The sequence below is a fragment of the Microbacterium sp. SSM24 genome, from assembly GCF_025989145.1.
Lineage (GTDB): Bacteria > Actinomycetota > Actinomycetes > Actinomycetales > Microbacteriaceae > Microbacterium.
The window spans coordinates 957756-977045 of the sequence record NZ_JAPDNQ010000001.1 but is presented as its reverse complement, the minus strand read 5'-3'; the positions used below and the strand labels follow the sequence as shown (position 1 = coordinate 977045).

The 19290-nt window shown below is 66.8% G+C and carries 17 protein-coding genes; 13 read left to right on the top strand and 4 right to left on the bottom strand.

Features of this window, described 5'->3' with window-relative positions; all coding sequences use genetic code 11:
• Positions 1 to 1461: an amino acid permease gene (locus OL358_RS04540; protein ID WP_264708753.1), complete on the top strand. Its 1461-nt coding sequence runs from the start codon at positions 1 to 3 to the stop codon at positions 1459 to 1461.
• A gap of 232 nt (positions 1462 to 1693) precedes the next feature.
• Here the strand turns inward: OL358_RS04540 and OL358_RS04535 are convergent, their stop codons facing one another.
• The 3 genes from OL358_RS04535 to OL358_RS04525 form a co-directional block, all read right to left on the bottom strand.
• On the bottom strand, positions 1694 to 2887 hold the full coding sequence (locus OL358_RS04535) for an acyl-CoA dehydrogenase family protein (RefSeq protein ID WP_264708752.1): 1194 nt from the start codon (positions 2885 to 2887) through the stop codon (positions 1694 to 1696).
• Entirely contained in the window at positions 2884 to 3432 is a 549-nt protein-coding gene (locus OL358_RS04530; protein WP_264708751.1) for a quercetin 2,3-dioxygenase, read from the bottom strand. Before OL358_RS04530 ends, OL358_RS04535 begins: the two co-directional genes overlap by 4 nt.
• Before the next feature lie 79 nt (positions 3433 to 3511).
• Positions 3512 to 4015: a flavin reductase family protein gene (locus OL358_RS04525; RefSeq protein ID WP_264708750.1), complete on the bottom strand. Its 504-nt coding sequence runs from the start codon at positions 4013 to 4015 to the stop codon at positions 3512 to 3514.
• A 369-nt stretch (positions 4016 to 4384) separates the two neighbouring features.
• Between OL358_RS04525 and OL358_RS04520 the strand changes: the two genes are divergently transcribed.
• Positions 4385 to 5851 (top strand): carboxylesterase family protein, encoded by a 1467-nt coding sequence (locus OL358_RS04520; RefSeq protein ID WP_264708749.1) that lies wholly within the window; start codon positions 4385 to 4387, stop codon positions 5849 to 5851.
• 14 nt (positions 5852 to 5865) lie between these two features.
• Here the strand turns inward: OL358_RS04520 and OL358_RS04515 are convergent, their stop codons facing one another.
• On the bottom strand, positions 5866 to 6552 hold the full coding sequence (locus OL358_RS04515) for a PaaX family transcriptional regulator C-terminal domain-containing protein (protein WP_264708748.1): 687 nt from the start codon (positions 6550 to 6552) through the stop codon (positions 5866 to 5868).
• A gap of 406 nt (positions 6553 to 6958) precedes the next feature.
• Here OL358_RS04515 and OL358_RS04510 point away from each other — a divergent pair, with 406 nt between their 5' ends.
• The 11 genes from OL358_RS04510 (at position 6959) to OL358_RS04460 (ending at position 19272) form a co-directional block, all read left to right on the top strand.
• A complete protein-coding gene (locus OL358_RS04510) occupies positions 6959 to 8500 on the top strand; it encodes an ABC transporter substrate-binding protein (RefSeq protein ID WP_264708747.1) in 1542 nt (513 codons plus the stop codon).
• Between the two features lie 110 nt (positions 8501 to 8610).
• On the top strand, positions 8611 to 9552 hold the full coding sequence (locus OL358_RS04505; protein ID WP_264708746.1) for an ABC transporter permease: 942 nt from the start codon (positions 8611 to 8613) through the stop codon (positions 9550 to 9552).
• A complete protein-coding gene (locus OL358_RS04500; protein ID WP_264708745.1) occupies positions 9549 to 10436 on the top strand; it encodes an ABC transporter permease in 888 nt (295 codons plus the stop codon). Before OL358_RS04505 ends, OL358_RS04500 begins: the two co-directional genes overlap by 4 nt.
• 7 nt (positions 10437 to 10443) lie before the next feature.
• Positions 10444 to 12750 carry an ABC transporter ATP-binding protein gene (locus tag OL358_RS04495; RefSeq protein WP_264708744.1) on the top strand — a complete coding sequence of 769 codons (2307 nt, stop codon included), beginning with the start codon at positions 10444 to 10446 and terminating at the stop codon, positions 12748 to 12750.
• Between the two features lie 99 nt (positions 12751 to 12849).
• Positions 12850 to 14304, top strand: a complete 1455-nt coding sequence (gene pepD, locus OL358_RS04490; protein WP_264708743.1) for a beta-Ala-His dipeptidase — start codon at positions 12850 to 12852, stop codon at positions 14302 to 14304.
• A gap of 48 nt (positions 14305 to 14352) precedes the next feature.
• Positions 14353 to 15525 (top strand): M24 family metallopeptidase, encoded by a 1173-nt coding sequence (locus OL358_RS04485; protein WP_264708741.1) that lies wholly within the window; start codon positions 14353 to 14355, stop codon positions 15523 to 15525.
• Positions 15522 to 15947, top strand: a complete 426-nt coding sequence (locus OL358_RS04480; protein ID WP_264708740.1) for a Rid family detoxifying hydrolase — start codon at positions 15522 to 15524, stop codon at positions 15945 to 15947. The genes OL358_RS04485 and OL358_RS04480 overlap by 4 nt, the downstream gene beginning before the upstream one ends.
• Entirely contained in the window at positions 15944 to 17128 is a 1185-nt protein-coding gene (locus OL358_RS04475) for a pyridoxal phosphate-dependent aminotransferase (protein ID WP_264708739.1), read from the top strand. The genes OL358_RS04480 and OL358_RS04475 overlap by 4 nt, the downstream gene beginning before the upstream one ends.
• On the top strand, positions 17125 to 17853 hold the full coding sequence (locus OL358_RS04470) for a transcriptional regulator (RefSeq protein ID WP_264708738.1): 729 nt from the start codon (positions 17125 to 17127) through the stop codon (positions 17851 to 17853). The genes OL358_RS04475 and OL358_RS04470 overlap by 4 nt, the downstream gene beginning before the upstream one ends.
• A gap of 98 nt (positions 17854 to 17951) precedes the next feature.
• Positions 17952 to 18347 carry a RidA family protein gene (locus OL358_RS04465; protein WP_264708737.1) on the top strand — a complete coding sequence of 132 codons (396 nt, stop codon included), beginning with the start codon at positions 17952 to 17954 and terminating at the stop codon, positions 18345 to 18347.
• Between the two features lie 103 nt (positions 18348 to 18450).
• Entirely contained in the window at positions 18451 to 19272 is an 822-nt protein-coding gene (locus tag OL358_RS04460; protein ID WP_264708736.1) for a PaaX family transcriptional regulator C-terminal domain-containing protein, read from the top strand.
• The last annotated feature ends 18 nt before the right edge of the window (positions 19273 to 19290 follow it).

The following is a 19290-nucleotide window of genomic DNA, read 5'->3' as shown; positions in this document are numbered from 1 at the left end:
ATGGCAACGAAGGCAGTCGACACTCAGCTCCATCGCGGGCTGAAGAACCGGCACGTGCAGATGATCGCCATCGGCGGCGCCATCGGCACCGGTCTGTTCTACGGATCGGCGTTCGCGATTCAGCTTGCGGGCCCGTCCGTGCTGATCGCCAATCTGATCTGCGGCGGCATCATCTTCCTGATGCTCAGATCTCTGGGCGAGATGGCGACCGCCGATCCGGGACCCGGTTCGTTCACGTACTTCGCGTACAAGTACTGGGGCAACCTTCCGGGGTTCTTCACCGGCTGGAACTACTGGTTCGCGTACAGCGTCGCGGTGATGGCCGAACTCAGCGTGGTCGGCATCTACGTCAACTTCTGGTGGCCCGACGTGCCGTTGTGGCTGACCGGTCTCGTGGGACTCGCGCTCCTGACGGCGCTGAACATCGCCACCGTGCGGATCTTCGGCGAGTCGGAGTTCTGGTTCGCCGGCATCAAGGTCGCAACGATCCTGTTCTTCATCATCTTCGGTCTCTCGATGGTGCTGTTCGGCGTGGGCAACGACGGTGATCCGCTCGGGCTGACGAACCTCTTCGCCGACGGCGGCTTCATGCCGAACGGGATCGGTGGACTCCTGCTCTCGGTCGCCGTCGTGATGTTCTCCTTCGGCGGGGTCGAGATGGTCGGCATCGCCGCCGCCGAGACCGAGGACCCGGGGAAGACGATTCCCAAAGCGGTCAACGGTGTCGTCTGGCGGATCCTCGTCTTCTACGTGGGAGCGATCGGCGTGATCCTGCTGGTGGTCCCGTGGAGCACGATCGGCCTCGAAGGCAGCCCCTTCGTCCAGGTGTTCACTGCCGTGGGAATCCCCGCCGCCGCCTCGATCGTCAACGCCGTCGTGCTCACGGCGGCGATGTCTGCCATGAACAGCGGCTTGTACAGCATCGGCCGGATGCTGCACGGCCTCGCCTTGCAGGGCAACGCGCCGAAGGCGCTCGCCCGGGTGAGCAAGTCGGGTCTGCCGACGCGCGCGATCCTGACCTCGGTGATCGTCATCGGAATCGGACTTCTGGGAGCGCTGACGATCCCCGGGAACCCGTTCCTCACGCTCGCCTCGGTCACGCTGTTCTCAGCCATCGTCACCTGGCTGATCATTCTGCGCACCCAGGTGCACTTCCGGCGGGCGATCGGCCCGGACGCAGTATCGAAGCTGACCTTCAAGATGCCGTGGTACCCGTACTCGAACATCTTCGCGGCGATCTGCTTCCTCGGCGTGATCGTGGCGATGTACTTCCTCCCCCCGTTCCAGTCGGCGCTGATCTTCGGCCCGATCTGGGCCGTGCTGCTGCTGATCGCCTACGCGATCAAGCGCAAGGTCGCACCCAATGCCGAGTCCCTGATCTCGGTCGACCGTCAGGGCTCCGCTCCCGCGGCCGCCGAGAGCGATGATGACGACCGACGGGTCCCCGTCGTCGGCAGCTGAGCCCGGGTTCCGGCACATCGCGCCGCCGGTCGTCTCCTCAGAGGCGACCGGCGGTCGCGCGTGTGTGCGCGTTCGCGCGAGCCGGGTGCGAAGTGCGGCACACCTCGTCGGCGATTCCGGGCGAAGGTTGCCGCATCGCACCTCTCGAACGCCGGCGCAACGAAAGAGAGACCGGGACGCGAATCCCGATCTCTCTTTCGCGGCGCCTGCCGCGCCGGCTGCGCGGCGTCGGTCAGAGGACCATCGTCGCCTGCTCCGCGCGACCGAGCAGAGCCTTTCCGTACACCTCGTAGCCCAGCCCCGGTACGAGCATGCCGTGGCGGCATGCCGTGTTGATGTCGCGCCAGATCCGCTGCAGCGGGCTGGAGTCGGCCATCCCCGAGGTCCCGTGCGCGTCCAGCAGGATCTGCACGGCGTCGGTGAGGTTCTCGCAGAGGTAGCCCACGGCACCGCGGACGTAGGCGCGGCCCAGCGGATCCAGTACGCCTCCGTCGGCAGCCGCCTGATCCAGCAGGTCGCCCATCCGCTCCATGATCGCGCGCGAGGCCTCGATCATCAGCGATGCACGTGCGATCTGCGCCTGGAACACCTCGGCCTCGGCCTGCGTCGGGTAGGTGCTGTAGGAGAGGACGCGGCTTGCGGCCTTTTCAGCGACATAGTCCCACGCGGCCTGCGCCATGCCGACGGGCGAACTCGCGAGCACCGTGGTCAGCAGCGAGACGATGGGCGTGCGGTACAGCGTCTCGTCCTGGAACTCGGTGGGCTCGACGCCGGCGAACATCGCGGGCAGGAAGTCCATCGTGCGGTAGTCGGGGACGAACACGTCGTCGAGAACCAGTGTGTTGCTCGCCGTTCCGCGCATGCCCACCACATGCCACGTGTCTTCGATGACCCCGTCCGCGATCGGCACGAGTGCGAATCGCGGGGTCGGAGGCTCGCCGGGATTGTCGAAGTGCATGAACTGCAGCGATGCCCACTGCGCCTGCTCGACGCCGGAGACATATCCCCAGCGGCCGGTCAGACGCCAGCCGCCCTCCACGCGCACCACGCCGACCACCGGAGTCTGCGAGCTCACGACGCGGGCGTCGGGGGTTTCGCCCCACACGTCCTGCTGCGCCTGCGCGCTGTACTTGCCGGCGAAGATCGCAGACGCGTTGATGTTCTGCACCACCCACGCAGTGGAGGGGCAACCTCGCGCGAGGATCGCGTTCACGTCGAGCTGAGCCCGAACCGTGGACTCGAGCCCCCCGAAGCGCTTCGGAACACCGATGCGGAAGATTCCCGCCTCGGTGAGCGCGTCGATCACTGAATCCGGGATGTGCCGGGAACGGTCGATCTCGGCGGCGTGGTCGGCGAGGAGGGGCACCAGATCGTAGGCCTTTCCCCGGATCTCATCGATGTCGGCGGCGTTCAGCACCTCGGTCATGACTGGTCCGTCGCCTTCAGGTCGGTCGGGAGCATGCCCGGCGCGCCGAGCATCTCGACGCCGAAGCTCGCGCCGATGGCGGCGAGCACGCCGGCCTGCTCCGGCGTGGGTGCCTGCGCGTCGGGGATCCGGTCTTCTTCCGCAGGGACCGACACCGCGTGCACGAAGCCCTCGAACCCGGCCGGCGAGGTCAGAATCAGCCACCGCGCGTCCACGTCGGACGTCACTCCGTAGCAGTGGGGGACCATCCTCGGCATGAGGCCGAAGTCGCCGGGGTTCAGGACTTTGACTTCGTCGCCGACCCACAGGGTGACCTGGCCCTCGAGGAGCAGGAACGCCTCCTCCTCGCGCGTGTGCATGTGCAGCGGCGCCTGGTCTCCGGGAGGCGCCGTCACCTCTGCCAGGTAGTAGGCGCCGTTGGTGTCGGCACCGGTGGCTATCTCACGAACCAGGTTCGTCAGGAACCACAGGCTCTTGCGTTCGCTCTCCGTGACCACGACGGTGTTGGTCGGGGGAGCGGTGGATGCTGCGGCGTCATTCGTCATCTCGCTGGATCCTTTCTCTGCATTCTGATGGGTGATGCGGCTGTCGCCTTGCGGCGACTGTGGACGTGCATACGTACTGTCAGTCGGTGGTTTCGAGGGGGGTGAGGTAGCTCACACGCGCCGGAGTCCGCCGCGCGGTGACAGGTCCGGGCTGAGCGAAGGCCCTGTCGTGGAAGACCATTCCCGGAGCGCTCGTGTCGGACGCGAGGCTCTCGACATGGCACAGCACAAACCGGTGATCGCCCGCCGGCGTGACCGACTCGACGCGGCACGTGAGGGTCACGACCGCGTCGCGGATGAACGGCGGCATGCCTTCCTCGTAGTGCCAGTGGGCGCGCGCGAAGCGGTCGGGGGCTCGCCGGCTGAGCTTGCGTGCGAGGTCGTCGTGGTGCGACGCGAGCGCGCTGACGCCCAGCCGGTGGGCTTGCTGCAGCGCCGGCCAACTCATCGAACCGTGCGTGACGAAGAACCCGATCAGGGGCGGATCGAGCGAGACCGAGACGAAGGACCCGACGACCATCGCGACGGGGCCGTCGACGGTCATTCCGGAGACCACCGTGACCGGCGTCGGGATGTACGCCATGGCCGTGCGCATGTCCAGAGGACTGACGTGTGGTGTCTCCGCAGCAGTGAGGGACATATCGGGCTCCCGTCCAGGACGTACCTCTCGGGTGCGTCCCGCCGTGTCGTCGGGGTGGATTGATGGAAGATTACACGCTAAACCGGTAATGCGTAAGTGCTGGAAATGGCAGGCATCCTCTGTGAGATGAATCGAGTGTTCACGACGTCCGTTACACATACGCAAGAACGCAGCGGCCCATCAGACTGGGGCCTTAGAAGCGATGGACGCGCGAGACTCGAAGAACGACTGTGCTTCATGCACGACGGCCACCGCGGATCGTCTATGCCAAGCGAACGATCCGAATGCGAAGATGACAGCGAGGGAGCACCGATGACGAGCAAGCGAACCACAGAGCATCGCGGCGGGCGCACGACCGCACCCGTCGACACGATAGTCATCGATGCTGCGGTCGGGCCGGTCGTGGCCGTGCGGCACGACGAGGTGATCGCCGCCAGAGGTCTGCCGTTCGCCGTCGATCCCACCGGCAGCCAGCGACTGGCCGCACCTCGGCGAGCGCCGAGATGGGACGCACCGCGAGACGCCACCCGGATCGGGCCCGCCGTGCCCCAGCCCCCCTCCCGGCTCCGGCGCATCACAGGGGAGACGCCAACCCCGACTGCCGAGGCGGGCTCGCTCCACCTCAACGTCTGGACACCGGGGCTCACCGGCTCGAGAGCCGTGCTCCTCTGGTTCCACGGAGGCGCCTGGACTACCGGGTCAGCGAGTTGGGACTGCTACGACGGCGCGGCGCTCACCGCTGCCGAAGGGATCGTCGTCGTGACGGCGAACTACCGCCTCGGCGCGCTCGGCTACCTCCACTCGGCGCGGCTCGGGCTCGCCGATGCATCCGGACCCGCGGCATCCGCGCTCGGGCTCGCCGATCAGGTGATGGCTCTGGAGTGGGTCGTCGAGAACATCGCCGACTTCGGCGGGGACCCGAACCGGATCACGGTGGGAGGTCAGTCCGCGGGAGCCGAAGCCGCCATCCACCTGGGCGCCCTGCCCGAGACGCGCGATCTGATCACCGGAGTCATCGCCCAGAGCGCGCCAGCCGGCTGGGCGCAGCCCGCCGAGCACCAGATCTCGGAAACGACCTCCGTGTTCTTCGAGGCGCTGGGCCTCGACGGAGACCACCCCGCGCCGCATCTGGTGGCGCGTGCCGCCGAAATCCCCGACATCCTGGGTGCTCACGCAACCGCGATGCGGCACCCGAGGAGCACCGGGTCCCTGCTGCCCCCGTTCCGGCCGACGGTGGCCGGATCCCTGCGGTGGCAGTCCCTGCCCGAAGCGGTCGCCGCGTTCCCCGCGACGACACGCCTGCTGATCGGATCGAACGCCGATGAGACGCGTGCATTCTTCGACGGCGATGAGCGGATCGCTGGGACCCCGCGCGGCAAGGGCGCCGCCCTCGCCGAGGAGTTCGTCACCGGGGGCGCGGATGCGTACCGGAGGCTCGAATCGGCCGATCGCTCGGCACCCGTCCCTCGCCTCATCACCGAGGCGGTGACCCACGCGGGCATCGCAGCGCCCTCGCTCGCCGCTGCCCGCGTCGCTCGGGCGGCATGGACGTACCGGGTCGATCTGGCCGGCCCCGTCGGCGCGTGCCACTGCATCGACCTCCCCCTCCTGTTCGGACGCGAGCGGTTCGCCGGGGCGCTGGTGATCGACGGCATCGACGTCGATCGGCTGACAGCGGCGACAGGGCGGTTCAGGGGGGCGATCGGCGCGTTCGTCCGCGAGGATCAGCCGGGGTGGGGCGCGTTCGGCGACACCGGTGAAACCCTGGTCATCGACTGACGCCGGATGTCGCGTCAGTCGTCGAGGACGACTGACGCGAAGTGGGCCTCTGCGCTCGGTCCCAGCGCACGATATGCGGTCCAGAACAGGCTCGTCGCCTCGCGGCGGCGCTCGCCCACTTCGACGTCACCGTACTCGGGGTCGATGCCGAAGAACGACTTGAAGGCCTCCAGCATCTGCACCCGAACGACGAATGCGTCCCGGTCGCTGATGGCGGCGGGCGCGGCATAGTCGCGGTACTCGCGGATGAAGTCGTCGTACGCCGGGCGCAGCGCGCCGAGGTCCCACCCGCGCTCGATGAGCAGTGCCGGATTGGACATCGCGCTCTGACGGCCGACCAGCAGTGAGCATTCGCCGGTGAGACCGAGTTCGTCGATGACCGCCATCATGGTCACCTGGCGATCGTGCATCGCGAGCCAGGTCGAGTCCTGGAGCGAACCGAAGCCCTGCGTTCGCAGCTCTTGCACCAGGCGCGAACGCTCGGCGCGCTTCGACTTCGGCAGCGCGTACCAGATGAACGTGTAGTTGCCATCGGCCGCGGACTCCTGGCCGAACTCCCGGACGCGCTCCTCGATCCGCTGAAGCAGGCGGTGCGCGACGGCGGTGAGTGCGACGGCGGGGCTCCCCTCGAGAGGCCGTCGGGTGACCAGACCCGACTGGGCCAGTCGAGTGATGTACACCTGCGCCGAATTCTGCGTCATGCCCAGATCGCCGAGGAGCCGGATGAGGCGCTCAGTGCGGATCAGAGTGCCAGGCACCTGATGCCGGTGCGCCCCCGGCAGGGCCAGCAGGAGATCGCGCGAGCTCGTCGTCGTTGGCAAAGGTTCACCGTCCCCTTCCGGAAGGTCAGGTCTTGTGACCGCCACTCATCATCGCACCCACTCCGTGCACGTCCGAGGATCCGCGCTTCGCTCACCAATGTTTCAGTTGCGCAACAATCGTGCGAAAATTACGCTGCACACGTGTGACCCGTAAAAGTTTGAGAGTAGCTTCTGGCTATCCACTCCGCTCACCCGCGCGGGGCGGTGTGGGCGCAACCGCCCGGCGAGACGCCGGTGATCCATGGCAGATCGATTCGCAGTACAGACCGCACTACAGGAGGAAGTCGTGAAGAAAACTCATGCATCAGCCGTGATCGCGCTCGCCGCGACCGCGGCCCTGGTGACCGGATGTGCGACAGGGGGTGGCGACGACGGCGGCAGCGAGGAGATTCGCGACAGCGTCACCATCGGCCTGAACGTCGCGCTGGCGTCGCTCCAGCCGATGAGCGCGTTCTCGCGCGAGGAGCAGGTCGTCATCGGCAACATCTTCGACACCCTCGTCGAGTACCAGGACGGCGAGTACGTTCCCTCGCTCGCGGAGAGCTACGAGATCTCAGACGATCAGCTCACCTACACCTTCCATCTCCGCGACGACGTGACCTTCCACAACGGCGAGAAGCTCACCGCTGACGATGTCAAGTACACGTTCGACAGCATGCCGGACTTCCCGTTCTGGAAGGAGAACTCCTCCTACATCGCAAGCTCGGAGGTGATCGACGAGTACACCGTCGCCGTCCACACCACGGCGGCCACCGCGTACAACCTCGTGGTCCTCTCCGGCACCGAGGTGATCAACGAGGAGGCCATCGAGGAGCACGGGGCGGACGAGCAGTTCTTCCCGGTGGGCACCGGTCCGTACCAGTTCGTGTCCTATGACGGCACGGGCACCATCGAGCTCGAGCGCTACGACGACTACTTCGGATGGGCGGACGGAGAGCCGGCGCCCATCAAGACGGCCACCTACAAGGTGTTCGCCGATGAGGAGTCGATGTCGCTCGCGCTCGCCGCGGGAGAACTCGACCTCGTCGCGAAGCTCAACGCGTCCAGCGCGCTGCAGTTCGAGGACAACCCCGACTTCACCGTCGACTACGTCGACTCCGACTCGGTGTACCTCGCTCTGATGAACACGGACGTCGCGCCGTTCGACGACCCGCTCGTCCGGCAGGCGGTCGCCTATGGCATCGACCGTGAGGGCGTCAACGCGCTGGTGAGCGAGGGCAAGGATGTCCCATGGGACCACTTCTACTCGGAGAAGGCCGCCGGCGCGCCCGACTACGAGGCGCTCCCGCACTACGAGTACGACGTCGACAAGGCCAAGGAACTCCTCGCCGAGGCCGGTTACCCGGACGGCATCACGCTGACCAGCCCCGTTCCCACCATGGTGGGCCTGGACGGGTACGCCGTCGCCATTCAGCAGCAGCTGGCCGAGATCGGGATCGACTTCGAGATCGAGACGTTCGAGCAGAACGCGCTCTACGACAAGATCTTCGCGATGGACTACCAGCTCCTGCCGTTCGCCCTCTCGACCGAGATCTACGACATGTCCTACCCCGCGCGCTTCTTCATGAGCCCCGCCGCGGACAGCATGCCGTTCCCGACGGGATCCTTCGGAACCCCCGAGCTCGATGATCTGCTCAACCGTGCAGCAGCGTCGACTGATCTCGACGAGCGTCGCGAACTGTACACCGAGGCGTACACCGACCTGTTCGACCTCCAGCCGATCGTCTCCGTGCTCTCGCAGCAGACGGCCATCGTCAAGAAGGCGGACCTGGACTACTCCACGCCGGAAGTCCTCAAGGTGGAGCTGAAGAACCTCTCCTGGAACTGAGAACCGCACGCGCCCGACCCGGCGATGAGTGCAGACGCACCCGTCGCCGGGTCGGGCCCCGGATCGCTCGCCGCATCGGCGGAGAGCGATCCTCACGAGAATGAGGGCGAATGGGCATCTACGCGATCAGGCGATCGCTGTACATCATCCCGACGGTGGTCGGTGTGGCGTTCATCGTCTACTGCATCATGTCGCTCACCCCCGGCGACCCCGGCCGGCTCCTGCTCGGCCTCAGCGCCGACCAGTCCGCTGTCGACGCGATGAATGAGGAGCTCGGCTACAACCGACCGTTCTTCATCCGGTTCTTCGACTATCTCGCCAACCTCGCGCAAGGCGACCTCGGGGTGTCCTACCGCACCCGCACCAGTTTCACCGGCGACCTGTTCTCGCGCCTGCCGGTCACTCTCACCCTCGGGTTGTGGGCGCTTGCGGTGTCGACGATCATCGGCGTTCTGATCGGCGTGCTCGCCGCGGTCAAGCAAGGCTCCGCTCTGGATGTCCAGTCGACGGTGACCGCTCTCCTCTTCGCGTCGGTGCCGACCTTCTTCGTCGGCCTGCTCCTCATCTATGTCTTCGCCGTCACCCTCCACTGGCTGCCCGCGAGCGGAGTGAGCAGTCCGGCCGGATACATCCTCCCGGTGCTGACGCTCACCGCCGGCACGGTCGCCGTCGTCATGCGCTTCGCGCGCACCACGATGCTCGACGCCATCCGACAGGACTACGTGCGCACGGCACGCGCCAAGGGAGCGTCGGAGGCGCGCACCATCCTCAAGCACACCCTCAAGAACGCACTGATTCCGATCATCACCCTCGTCGGAGTGAGCTTCGGCGCCGTCGTCGGCGGAAGCGTCATCGTCGAGAACATCTTCAATCTCCCGGGTGTCGGCAACTATCTCCTGGTCGCGATCCGTGCGAAGGACATGCCCATCGTGCTCTCCTGCACCGTCGTGCTCGCCGTCTTCTTCTGCATCGTCATGCTGCTCGTCGACATCCTGCACGCCGTCGTCGATCCGCGGGTGCGCCAGCGCTACCAGAACAGGAGACAGGCGTGACATCTCCTCGCAGCACTCGCGTCCCCAAGACCGACGGTGCCCGCCAGAGCGTGGCCGCTCAGGTCATCCGGGCGTTCCGCAAGAATCGCCCCGCGGTGGTCGGCCTGGTGATCCTCGGGATCGTCATCATGGTCGCCCTCTTGGCCGACCTCATCGTCCCGTACCAGAGCGGGATCACGCAGAACGCCGCCATCCGGCTCCAGGGCCCGAGCCTCGAGCACCTGTTCGGAGCGGACGAGTACGGACGGGATGTCTTCGCACGTATCGTCCATGGAGCCCGCTCGTCGATCGCCATCGGGATCGGTGCGACCGCGATCTCGCTCCTCATCGGCACGATCCTCGGGGCGATCGCGGGACTCTACGGCGGCGCGATCGACACCGTGATCATGCGCACGTGCGACATCCTCTCCTCGATCCCCTTTCTGCTCCTCGCGCTCGCGATCGTGGCTGCGCTCGGCCCCAGCATGCTCAACCTCATGATCGCGATGACCGTCGCCAGCAGCCCGGAGTTCACGCGAATGATCCGCTCCGTGATCCTCTCCATATCCGAGCAGGACTTCATTGTCGCCGCGCGCGGCGCAGGTACCAACCAGGTCGGGATCATCTTCAAGCACGTGATCCCCAACGCCGCCGGCCCGATCATCGTTCAGGGGAGCATGGCGCTCGCCGCGATGATCCTCGGAGCGGCGGGGCTGTCGTATATCGGCATGGGGGTGAACCCGCCCGCCCCCGAGTGGGGGAGCATGCTCAACGCGGCGACGGAGTACATCAGCCGAGCACCGCACCTTCTTTTCTTCGCCGGCGGCGCCATCACGCTCGCCGCGCTGTCCATGAATCTCGTCGGCGACGGGGTCCGCGACGCCTTCGACCCCCGGATGAGGTAGAGGTCCTGTGTATTCCACCCCGGTAGAGACGGTTCTCGACGTACAGAACCTCAAGACGTACTTCTATGTCGACGGCGCCGAGCACCGAGCGGTGAACGACGTATCGTTCACCGTGCGGCGCGGCGAGACACTCGGCATCGTCGGCGAGTCGGGCAGTGGCAAGAGCGTCACCTGCATGTCCCTCGTGCAACTGCTCAACAACACGCCGGCCAAGATCGTCGGCGGCACTGCGCTGTTCGAGGGCGAGGACACCCTCACGATGAAGGGCAAGCGCCTTCAGCAACTGCGCGGCGGGGAGATCTCCGTGATCTTCCAGGAGCCCATGACCGCCCTGAACCCGCTCTTCACGATCGGCGACCAGCTGACCGAGGCTCTTCATCTGCACCGCAGAGTGAGTAAGGCTGCCGCATGGGAGAGCGCCGTAGGCTACCTGTCGCGCGTCGGCATCCCGAACGCCGAACTGGTGATGAAGCGGTACCCCTTCACCCTCTCGGGCGGCATGCGCCAGCGCGTCGTCATCGCTATGGCCCTCATCGCCGGGCCGAAGCTGATCATCGCCGACGAGCCGACCACCGCCCTCGACGTGACGATCCAGGCGCAGATCCTCGACATGCTCAATGAGCTCAAGGACGAGGAGGGCTGCTCCATCATCTTCATCTCGCACGATCTCGGCGCGATGAACGAGATGGCCGATCGTGTGCTCGTCATGTACGGCGGACGGATCGTGGAGGCCGCGCCGAAGGCCGAGCTGTTCGCCGATCCGCGCCACCCCTATACGCGCAGCCTCATCGATTCCCATCCGGGGGCTTCGCAGTCGGGCGATCGGCTCAAGACGATCCCCGGCACGGTGCCGTCCCTCGCGAACATGCCGGGGGGATGCCCCTTCCAGACCCGTTGCGCGTTCGCCACCGCGCAGTGCGCGGAGGAGTTCCCCGAGCCGACGGATCTCGGCGGCGAGCACGTCGTCTCGTGCTGGAACCTGGATGCGGTCGCCCGTGCCGACGATCCGGCCGAGATGGTCGTGGCCGACTCCGACCTCGCCGTCGAGTGGGACGAGAGCGCGGAGCCTGACTTCGGGGCGGAGCTCATGCACGCTGTCGACCTCGAGTTCAGCCCCGAGCTCATGCGCAGCACCGAGTTCGCGTCGAGCGCGGAGCTCGTGCGCATCGTGGACGCCGTCGACGGCGGCCCGGCCGGGGTCGATCTGCGCACCCACGGAGGTGAAGCCGGTGTGGACCTCGGCGTCGCCGGCGGCAGGGCCGGCGCCGACGACATCCGCATCCTGCGCGCGCACGAGCGGACGGTTCTCCCCGCAGGCGAGGCGCTGCCGTCCGCCGCCGACGAGCCTCTCGTCCGCGCCTCGAACCTCGTCAAGCACTTCCCGGTCGGCGACGGACTGTTCCGCAGGTCCGGCAGCTTCGTGCACGCCGTCGACGACGTGTCGTTCCAGATCCCCAAGAGCAAGGTCCTCGGCCTCGTCGGGGAATCCGGATCGGGCAAGTCGACCGTGGGCCGCCTCCTCATGGGCTTCCTCGCCTCGGACTCCGGCGAGATCGCGTTCGGCGGCCGCGACGTGGCAAACGCCAGCCGCAGCGAAACGTTCGAGCTCACTCGCCGACGCCAGATGGTCTTCCAGGACCCGTTCTCCTCGATGAATCCCCGCATGCGCGTGCGTGAGATCGTCGGCGAGGGACTCGCAGCCCACCGCATGGCGAGGGGTGGCAGCGAGCTGCGTGACATGGTGGACGAGCTGCTCGTCCGATGCGGCCTGGGGCCGGAGGCCTCGACCAAGTACCCTCATCAGTTCTCCGGCGGGCAGCGGCAACGCATAGCGATCGCTCGCGCGCTTGCGACGAACCCGGAGTTCATCGTGTGCGACGAGGCGGTCTCGGCGCTGGATGTGTCGGTTCAGGCCCAGATCGTGAACCTCCTCAAGGACCTGCAGGAGGACATGGGGCTCACCTATCTGTTCATCTCGCACGATCTGAACGTCGTGCGCTTCGTCAGCGACGAAGTCCTGGTGATGTACCTCGGCGAGATCATCGAGCGCGGGACGAACGATCAGATCTTCGGAGATGCCCGCCACCCCTACACGCAGGCCCTGCTGTCCGCGGTTCCCGCCTTCACGGCGGACGAGAAGTCCGCAGAGGGGCGCATGGTCCTGCGCGGCGACATCCCCTCGCCCATCGATCCACCCGTCGGATGCCGCTTCGCCGGTCGCTGCCCGTTCGCGACGGAGCTCTGCCGCGTCGAGACCCCGAGACCCGTGGAGGTGGAGCCCGGCCATGTCGTGTCCTGCGTGCTCGCGTACTGACCGCGTCCGGGCAGCCCTCCCGTCGCCCCGCTCCTCAGAGCCGCTTCGTCCATCCGCCTCCGCCGCCCGGCGGACCGTCTGCAGAGAAAGGTGACCGCCGTGCCGAATGTGCTGGATCACAGCAAGCCGTACTTCCGATTCTTCGAGGAGATCAGCGCGATCCCCCGCAACTCCGGCGATGAGCGAGCCGTGAGCGAGTACATCGTGGACTTCGCCCGTGAGCGGGGCCTTCGCCACCGCAGGGATGCGATCAACAACGTGGTGATCGAGAAGGATGCTTCGCCCGGGTACGAGGGCGCGGCGCCGGTGATCCTCCAGGGGCACACCGACATGGTCTGCGTGAAGCGCGAGGGCGTCGAGCACGACTTCGCAACCGAGCCGCTGAAGCTCCGCGTCGAAGACGGATGGCTGCGGGCCGAGGGGACCTCGCTCGGCTCGGACGACGCCTGCGGTGTCGCCGCGATGCTCTACATTCTCGATGACCCGACCCTCGAACACCCCCCGCTCGAATGCGTGTTCACTGTCGAGGAGGAGTCGGGAATGGGCGGCGCGGCCCAATTCGACTACTCGTCGCTGCGCGGACGCCGCATGGTCGGGCTCGATGCCAAGGACGAGGCCGAATGCCTCGTCGCCACCGCCGGCGGCCGCCGCTTCACCCTCTCCCACGAGTGGGTTCCGGAGCAGGCCGCGGGCACCGTCGTGACGCTGTCGGTTTCAGGTCTGGTCGGCGGGCACCCCGGCGTGGAGATCCACAAGGGCGGCGCGAACGCGGTGAAAGTGGTTGCTCGCATCCTCGATCACCTGCGTGCGCACGGAGTCCACATCCGCCTTGCGCAGCTCGATGGCGGCGACGCAGGCAACGCGATCCCCGGCGCGAGCCGTGCCGCCTTCGTCGCCGACGGCGTACCTGAGGAGAGCCTCCGTGCGCTTCTGGCCGCTGCCGTCGACGCTCAGACAGGACAGCGAACGGCAACGGATCCCGACATGCTCATCGAGTTCGACGTCGACGAGCAGAGCCGAGACGTCATGTCCCACGCGGTAACGGCCGAGCTCTGCGCCGCCATCCTGCTGATCCCGAGTGGAGTTCTGCAGATGAGCCCGACATTCGCGGGCGCCGTGCAGACCAGCTGCAACCTGGCGGCCGTCCATGCCGAAGCCGGCGAGACCAGCATCATCGTCTCGACCCGCAGTTCTGTCGAGGCGCAGCTCGACGACGTGGTCAGCGACGTCGTGCGCATCGCACGTCTCTTCGGATTCGACGCCGAAGCCGGTCCCAGCCACCCGGCATTGTCGTTCCGGCCGGTCTCGCCCTTCCGCGACAGCTACGCCGAGGCGATGCGAGAGCTGTGGGGCAAAGACATCGACATGCTCGCGGCGCATGCCGGCGTCGAGCTCGGATACTTCGCAGCGAACCTTCCCGGGCTCGAGACGGTGGCGCTCGGCCCCTACATCACCGGCGCCCACACCTTCGACGAGGCGATGGAGGTCGCATCCTTCGAACGTGTCTGCCTCTTCCTGGCGGGCTTCCTCCGCCGCCTTCAGGATGCCCGCTGACACCTCGTCCGCGGAGCGCACGTATTACAAGAGAAAGTTGAGATCGACGTGAACAAGCAACGAATCAGCCGTCTGCAGGACCTGATGCACGCGGATGGGGTCGAAGTCGCCGTCTACGCGACGAGCGCGAACCTGCAGTACTTCCTCGACGACTCGTCCTTCTTCTGGCAGCGGACGATGTACACCGGCGGCCTTCCCCTGTTCGAGGACCCCACCTTCAACGGGCACATGATGAACCTGCCGGACGCCCTGCTGATCGTCCCCGTCGACGACGAGCCGGTGCTGCTGCTCACGTGGGAGCGACTGCGTGACATGGGGCACATCGATGTGCGCAAGGACATCGCGTTCTTCGCCGAGTTCCCCGACCGGCTCATCCCCTACCTCAAGGACCGCCGCGTCGGCTACGGCCAGAGCTGCGCGCCGTTCCTCGTCAGCCAGATCCGTCAGATCAACCCTGAGATCCCGGCCGTCGACGCCGAGGACTACGGCAACCGGCTGCGCGTGATCAAAGACGAGAACGAGATCGCGCGGCTGCGTCGGGTGGCGACGTTCACGGACGACGTGATGGCCGATATCGTCGAGATCCTGCGTCCCGGCATCTCCTCCCGCGAGGTGGAGGATGCCATGATCGATGTCGCTCGCGAAGGCCGGCTGCTGGACCTGCCGTTTCCTCCGACGGCGCGGTACGTCAACACGGGCGCGCCCGAGAGCGAGGACATCGCGGGGCATTCGGAGACGGCTCCGCTGCGCCCCGGCACCTCGATCGGATTCGACTTCGGCTACGTCATCGACGGCTACTCCTCGGATTACGGACGCTCGTTCTACAGCGGCCCCGCCCCACGTGAGATCGCCGACGCGTACCGCGCGCTCCAGGAGGGACAGCTGCTGATGATCGATCGCATCAAGCCCGGCGAGGCGATGGACTTCACCTTCGACACCGTGTTCAGCGTCATGGAGGCCCACGGCCTGAGCAAGTACCTCATGAAGTACGGCGACTTCGGGCTCATGGGGCACCAGATCGGCATCGACGTCCACGAGCACCCCTGGATCCACAGCGACCAGAAGACGGTCTTCGAGCCCGGGATGGTGATGTGCGTCGAGCCCAAGCTGTGGTGGCCCGGCAACTGCTTCATGCGCGTCGAGGACATGGTGCTCGTGACGGAGACGGGATCCGAATCGCTCACCGTCTTCGACCGCGATCTGTTCGAGCTGCCCCTGTGAGCGGGGGCGACAGCGGATCGCAGAAAACGGCGATCTCGACGGATCTCGCGCCGGCCGCGGTCGGACCGTACTCGCAGGCGATCCGGGTCGGCGATCTGCTGTTCGTCTCCGGACAGCTTCCGCTGGACCCGGCGGCCCCGGGCGACCCGGCGCCGGACAGCTTCGGTCGTCAGACCGAGATGGCACTGAGCAACCTGCGCGCTGTGGTGGAGGCATCCGGGCTCGGCGTCGACGACATCGCGCGAACCACGATCTACGTGACAGACCTGTCGCGCTTCGACGAGGTCAACCAGGCATACGCGTCCTTCTTCTCGGGAGTGGTGCCACCGGCACGCTGCACCGTGGAGGTGGCGGCACTTCCCAAGAACGTGGGGGTGGAGATCGACGCGATCGCCTACGCCGCAGCGGTGGGGGTCGGATGAGAATCGACCCCAGCTGGCTGGCGCTGAACGCGCCGGACTTCGGGCCGTATGCCCGGCTCGATCCGCAGCGCAGCATCAGTTTCCTCGGCGCCGATCCGTTCGCGCCGCGTGCTGTGCTGCCGGCGCACGTCATCGATGCGGTGAAGGACGCCCTTGACGCGGGGCGGACGCACTACTCGGTGGGCAACGGCTTCATGGAGCCGACGCTGAAGGACTCGCTCGTCCGGAAGCTGGCCTCGTTCAACGGGATGGATGTCGACCCGGAGACCGAGCTCATCGTCGTACCCAGCGCCGCATTCGGGCTCTACATGTCGATCCGCATGTGCGTGCGGCCGAATAGGGGCGACGAGGTCCTCAACGTGGATCCCGGGTTCGCGGAGAACTTCAACGACGTGCAGCAGATCGGCGCGACGAGCGTGTCCGTGCCGGTGTACGCGGAGGACGGCTACCAGCTTCGGGCAGACGAGGTGGAGCGCGCGATCACCCCCCGGACGAGATGCATCGTGCTCACCAACCCGAACAACCCCACCGGGACGGTCTACTCGCGCGCGACGCTCGAGGCGCTCGCGAAGGTCGTGGAGCGGCACGACCTCATGGTGATCGTCGATCAGGCTTTCGAGCGACAGGTGTACGACGGCAGAGAGTACGTGGACTTCGCCACGCTGCCCGGCATGTGGGAGCGGACGGTCACCATCTTCGGCACGTCGAAGGACCTCGGTCTCAGCGGGTTCCGGGTCGCGTACATCGCCGCGAGGAAGGAGATCGTGGATGTGCTGAAGCTCGCCACGTTCAACATGCACGGCGCGACGAACACCTTCGCCCAGTACGGGGTCGCCGCGGCGTACGACAACCCGGCATACGCCGACGCGTGGGTGGAGGTCTTCCGCCAGCGCCGCGCGTACGGCCAGCGCGTGCTGGATGGAATCGACGGGGTGAACTGTCCGCTGCCGGACGGCGGCTTCTACTTCTGGGCCGATGTCGGAGCCCTCGGGACGGCTGAGTTCGTGCGAGATCACCTCATCGACGACGCACAGGTCGGCGTCCTCCCCGGAACGATGTTCGGCACTCGTGGGAGCAACCACCTGCGGATCATGTACGGCGCGGCACCGGACGAGGCCACCTTCACGGAGGGGATCGATCGCATCGCGCGCTCGCTGTCAGGACTGGAGCGGGTCAAGTGAGCACGCACGCGCCCACGATGGCCCATGACGACGCCGCCGACGACGTCGGCTACGCGACAATAAGGGGCATGGAGTTCACCGCCGTCGACCGCACGGTGATGTCGGCGAGCACCGTCTTCGTCGACGGGCTCGCCGACTACCTCGGCGCGGGCTACGAGATCGTCCTGCACAGCCTCGAGGACCTCGAGTGCTCGGTCATCCACATCGTCAACGGCCACTACAGCGGCCGAACCGTCGGTGCGCCGATCACCGACCTGGCGCTGACGATGCTGAGCGAGATCCGCCAGAGCGGGGTGAACGAGGGCCACATCAGCTACTTCGTGGTCGACAAGCGGGGTGAACGGCTCAAGTCCACGACCATCACCATCGCGGGGGAGGACTCCCGCGTCATCGGGCTGATCTGCATCAACTTCTACCTGTCGACACCGGTCTCTTCGATCATCGAGAATCTCGTCGAGGGCAAGCAGTCCCCGATGCGCGCCGAGAGCTTCGTGGACTCGGCGGAGACTCTGATCCTCGAGACGCTGGGAGCGATTCAGCAGAAGGTGCTCGACGACAACGGGATCGCCTTCGCGCACAAGAACAGGGAAGTCATCGGCGAGCTCGAGGCGCGCGGCATCTTCGGGCTGAAGAATTCCGTCGCCCTCGTCGCCGAGGCGCTCAGCATCTCCAAGAGCACCGTATATCTGCATCTGCGGCGACTGGAGGGCGAGACGCGGGTCTGACGAGTCTCCTACCTCTGGGCAATCATCCCATTTGGATTGCGAACGTCACGACAAGGAGAGGTATCATTGCCGCAACCGTCGACGCAAGGAGAGCAGTCATGCCGCAGCTGGTCAATCCCCGGGAGCTCGCGCCGCCCGTCGGCTTCGCCCACGGCGTCTTCGCCGACAATGTCGTCTACCTCGGCGGGCAGACGGCCCTGAACGCGGAGGGCCGAATCGTCGACGGCGACATCGTCGCTCAGTTCCGACGAGCCCTCGAGAACGTGCTGACCACGTTGACAGCGGCCGGTGGAGTTCCGACAGATCTGGTCTCGCTTACGATCTACCTCACCGATATCGACGAGTACCAGCGACGCGGCCGGGATATCGGCGCGGTGTGGAAGGAGCTCGTCGGCGCCTGGTATCCCGCAATGGCGGGCATCGGCGTCACGCAGCTGTGGCAGCGCGAGGCGGTGGTCGAGATCCAGGGCATCGCCGTCGTCACGCGGCCCTGACCGAGCAGGCGGGCACGGGGCGGTTATGGTGGAGCGGGCGCCCCCGTGACGCATCCGCTCCGGTGCACCGCGTCGACCACTCTGCGCCCCGGAAGGACGCGGCATGGGCGCGAACACGGCACGAACCCTCCTGGTGACGCTGCTCGGCGCCTTCTCCCGCCGCGTCGGAAACTGGCTCCCCGTCGCCGCGATGGTCGAGCTGCTCGAAGAAGTCGGCGCGGACGAGTCCAGCATCCGCACCAGCGTCTCGCGTCTCAAGAGACGCGGATGGTTGGTTCAGGAGCGCCGAGGCGGGCGGAACGGCTACTCCCTCACGCCGCTCGCGGTGGAGGCTCTCGACGCGGGCGACCGGGTGATCTGGCACGCGCGGCAGCATGCCGAACTCGCCGACGGCTGGTGCGTGGCGAACGTCTCGGTTCCCGAACGGGAGCGTGAGAAGCGGCACCTGCTCCGCTCTCGACTCGCTGGCCTCGGATTCGGCAACATCGGTCAAGGGCTATGGCTCGCGCCGGCTCGGATGCGCGCGGAGGCGCTCGAGGTGATCGACGCGTTGGATCTGCGCGACTACACGAACGTGTTCGTCGGCCGATACGAGGGCGGGCAGGAGCTCATCCGCATGGTGCGGTCGGGGTGGGATCTGGATCACCTCGACGGTCTCTATCGCGAGTTCGTCACCGGGCATCAGCCCGACCTCGACCACTTTCTGGAGATGCGGGGGAGCGACATCCCTCCGCGCGAGGCGTTCGCTCGCTACATGCTCGCGTTGGACGACTGGAGGACGTTACCGCTGCGCGATCCTGGCCTCCCGCGAGAGCTGCTCCGGCGCGACTGGGCCGGCGACGCCGCGACCCGCCTGATGGAGCGGATCGTCCTGCGGCTCGAGTCACCGGCGCTCGCATACGTGCGCGACATGATCGACCGCTAGGGACAGCACATCGCCTCT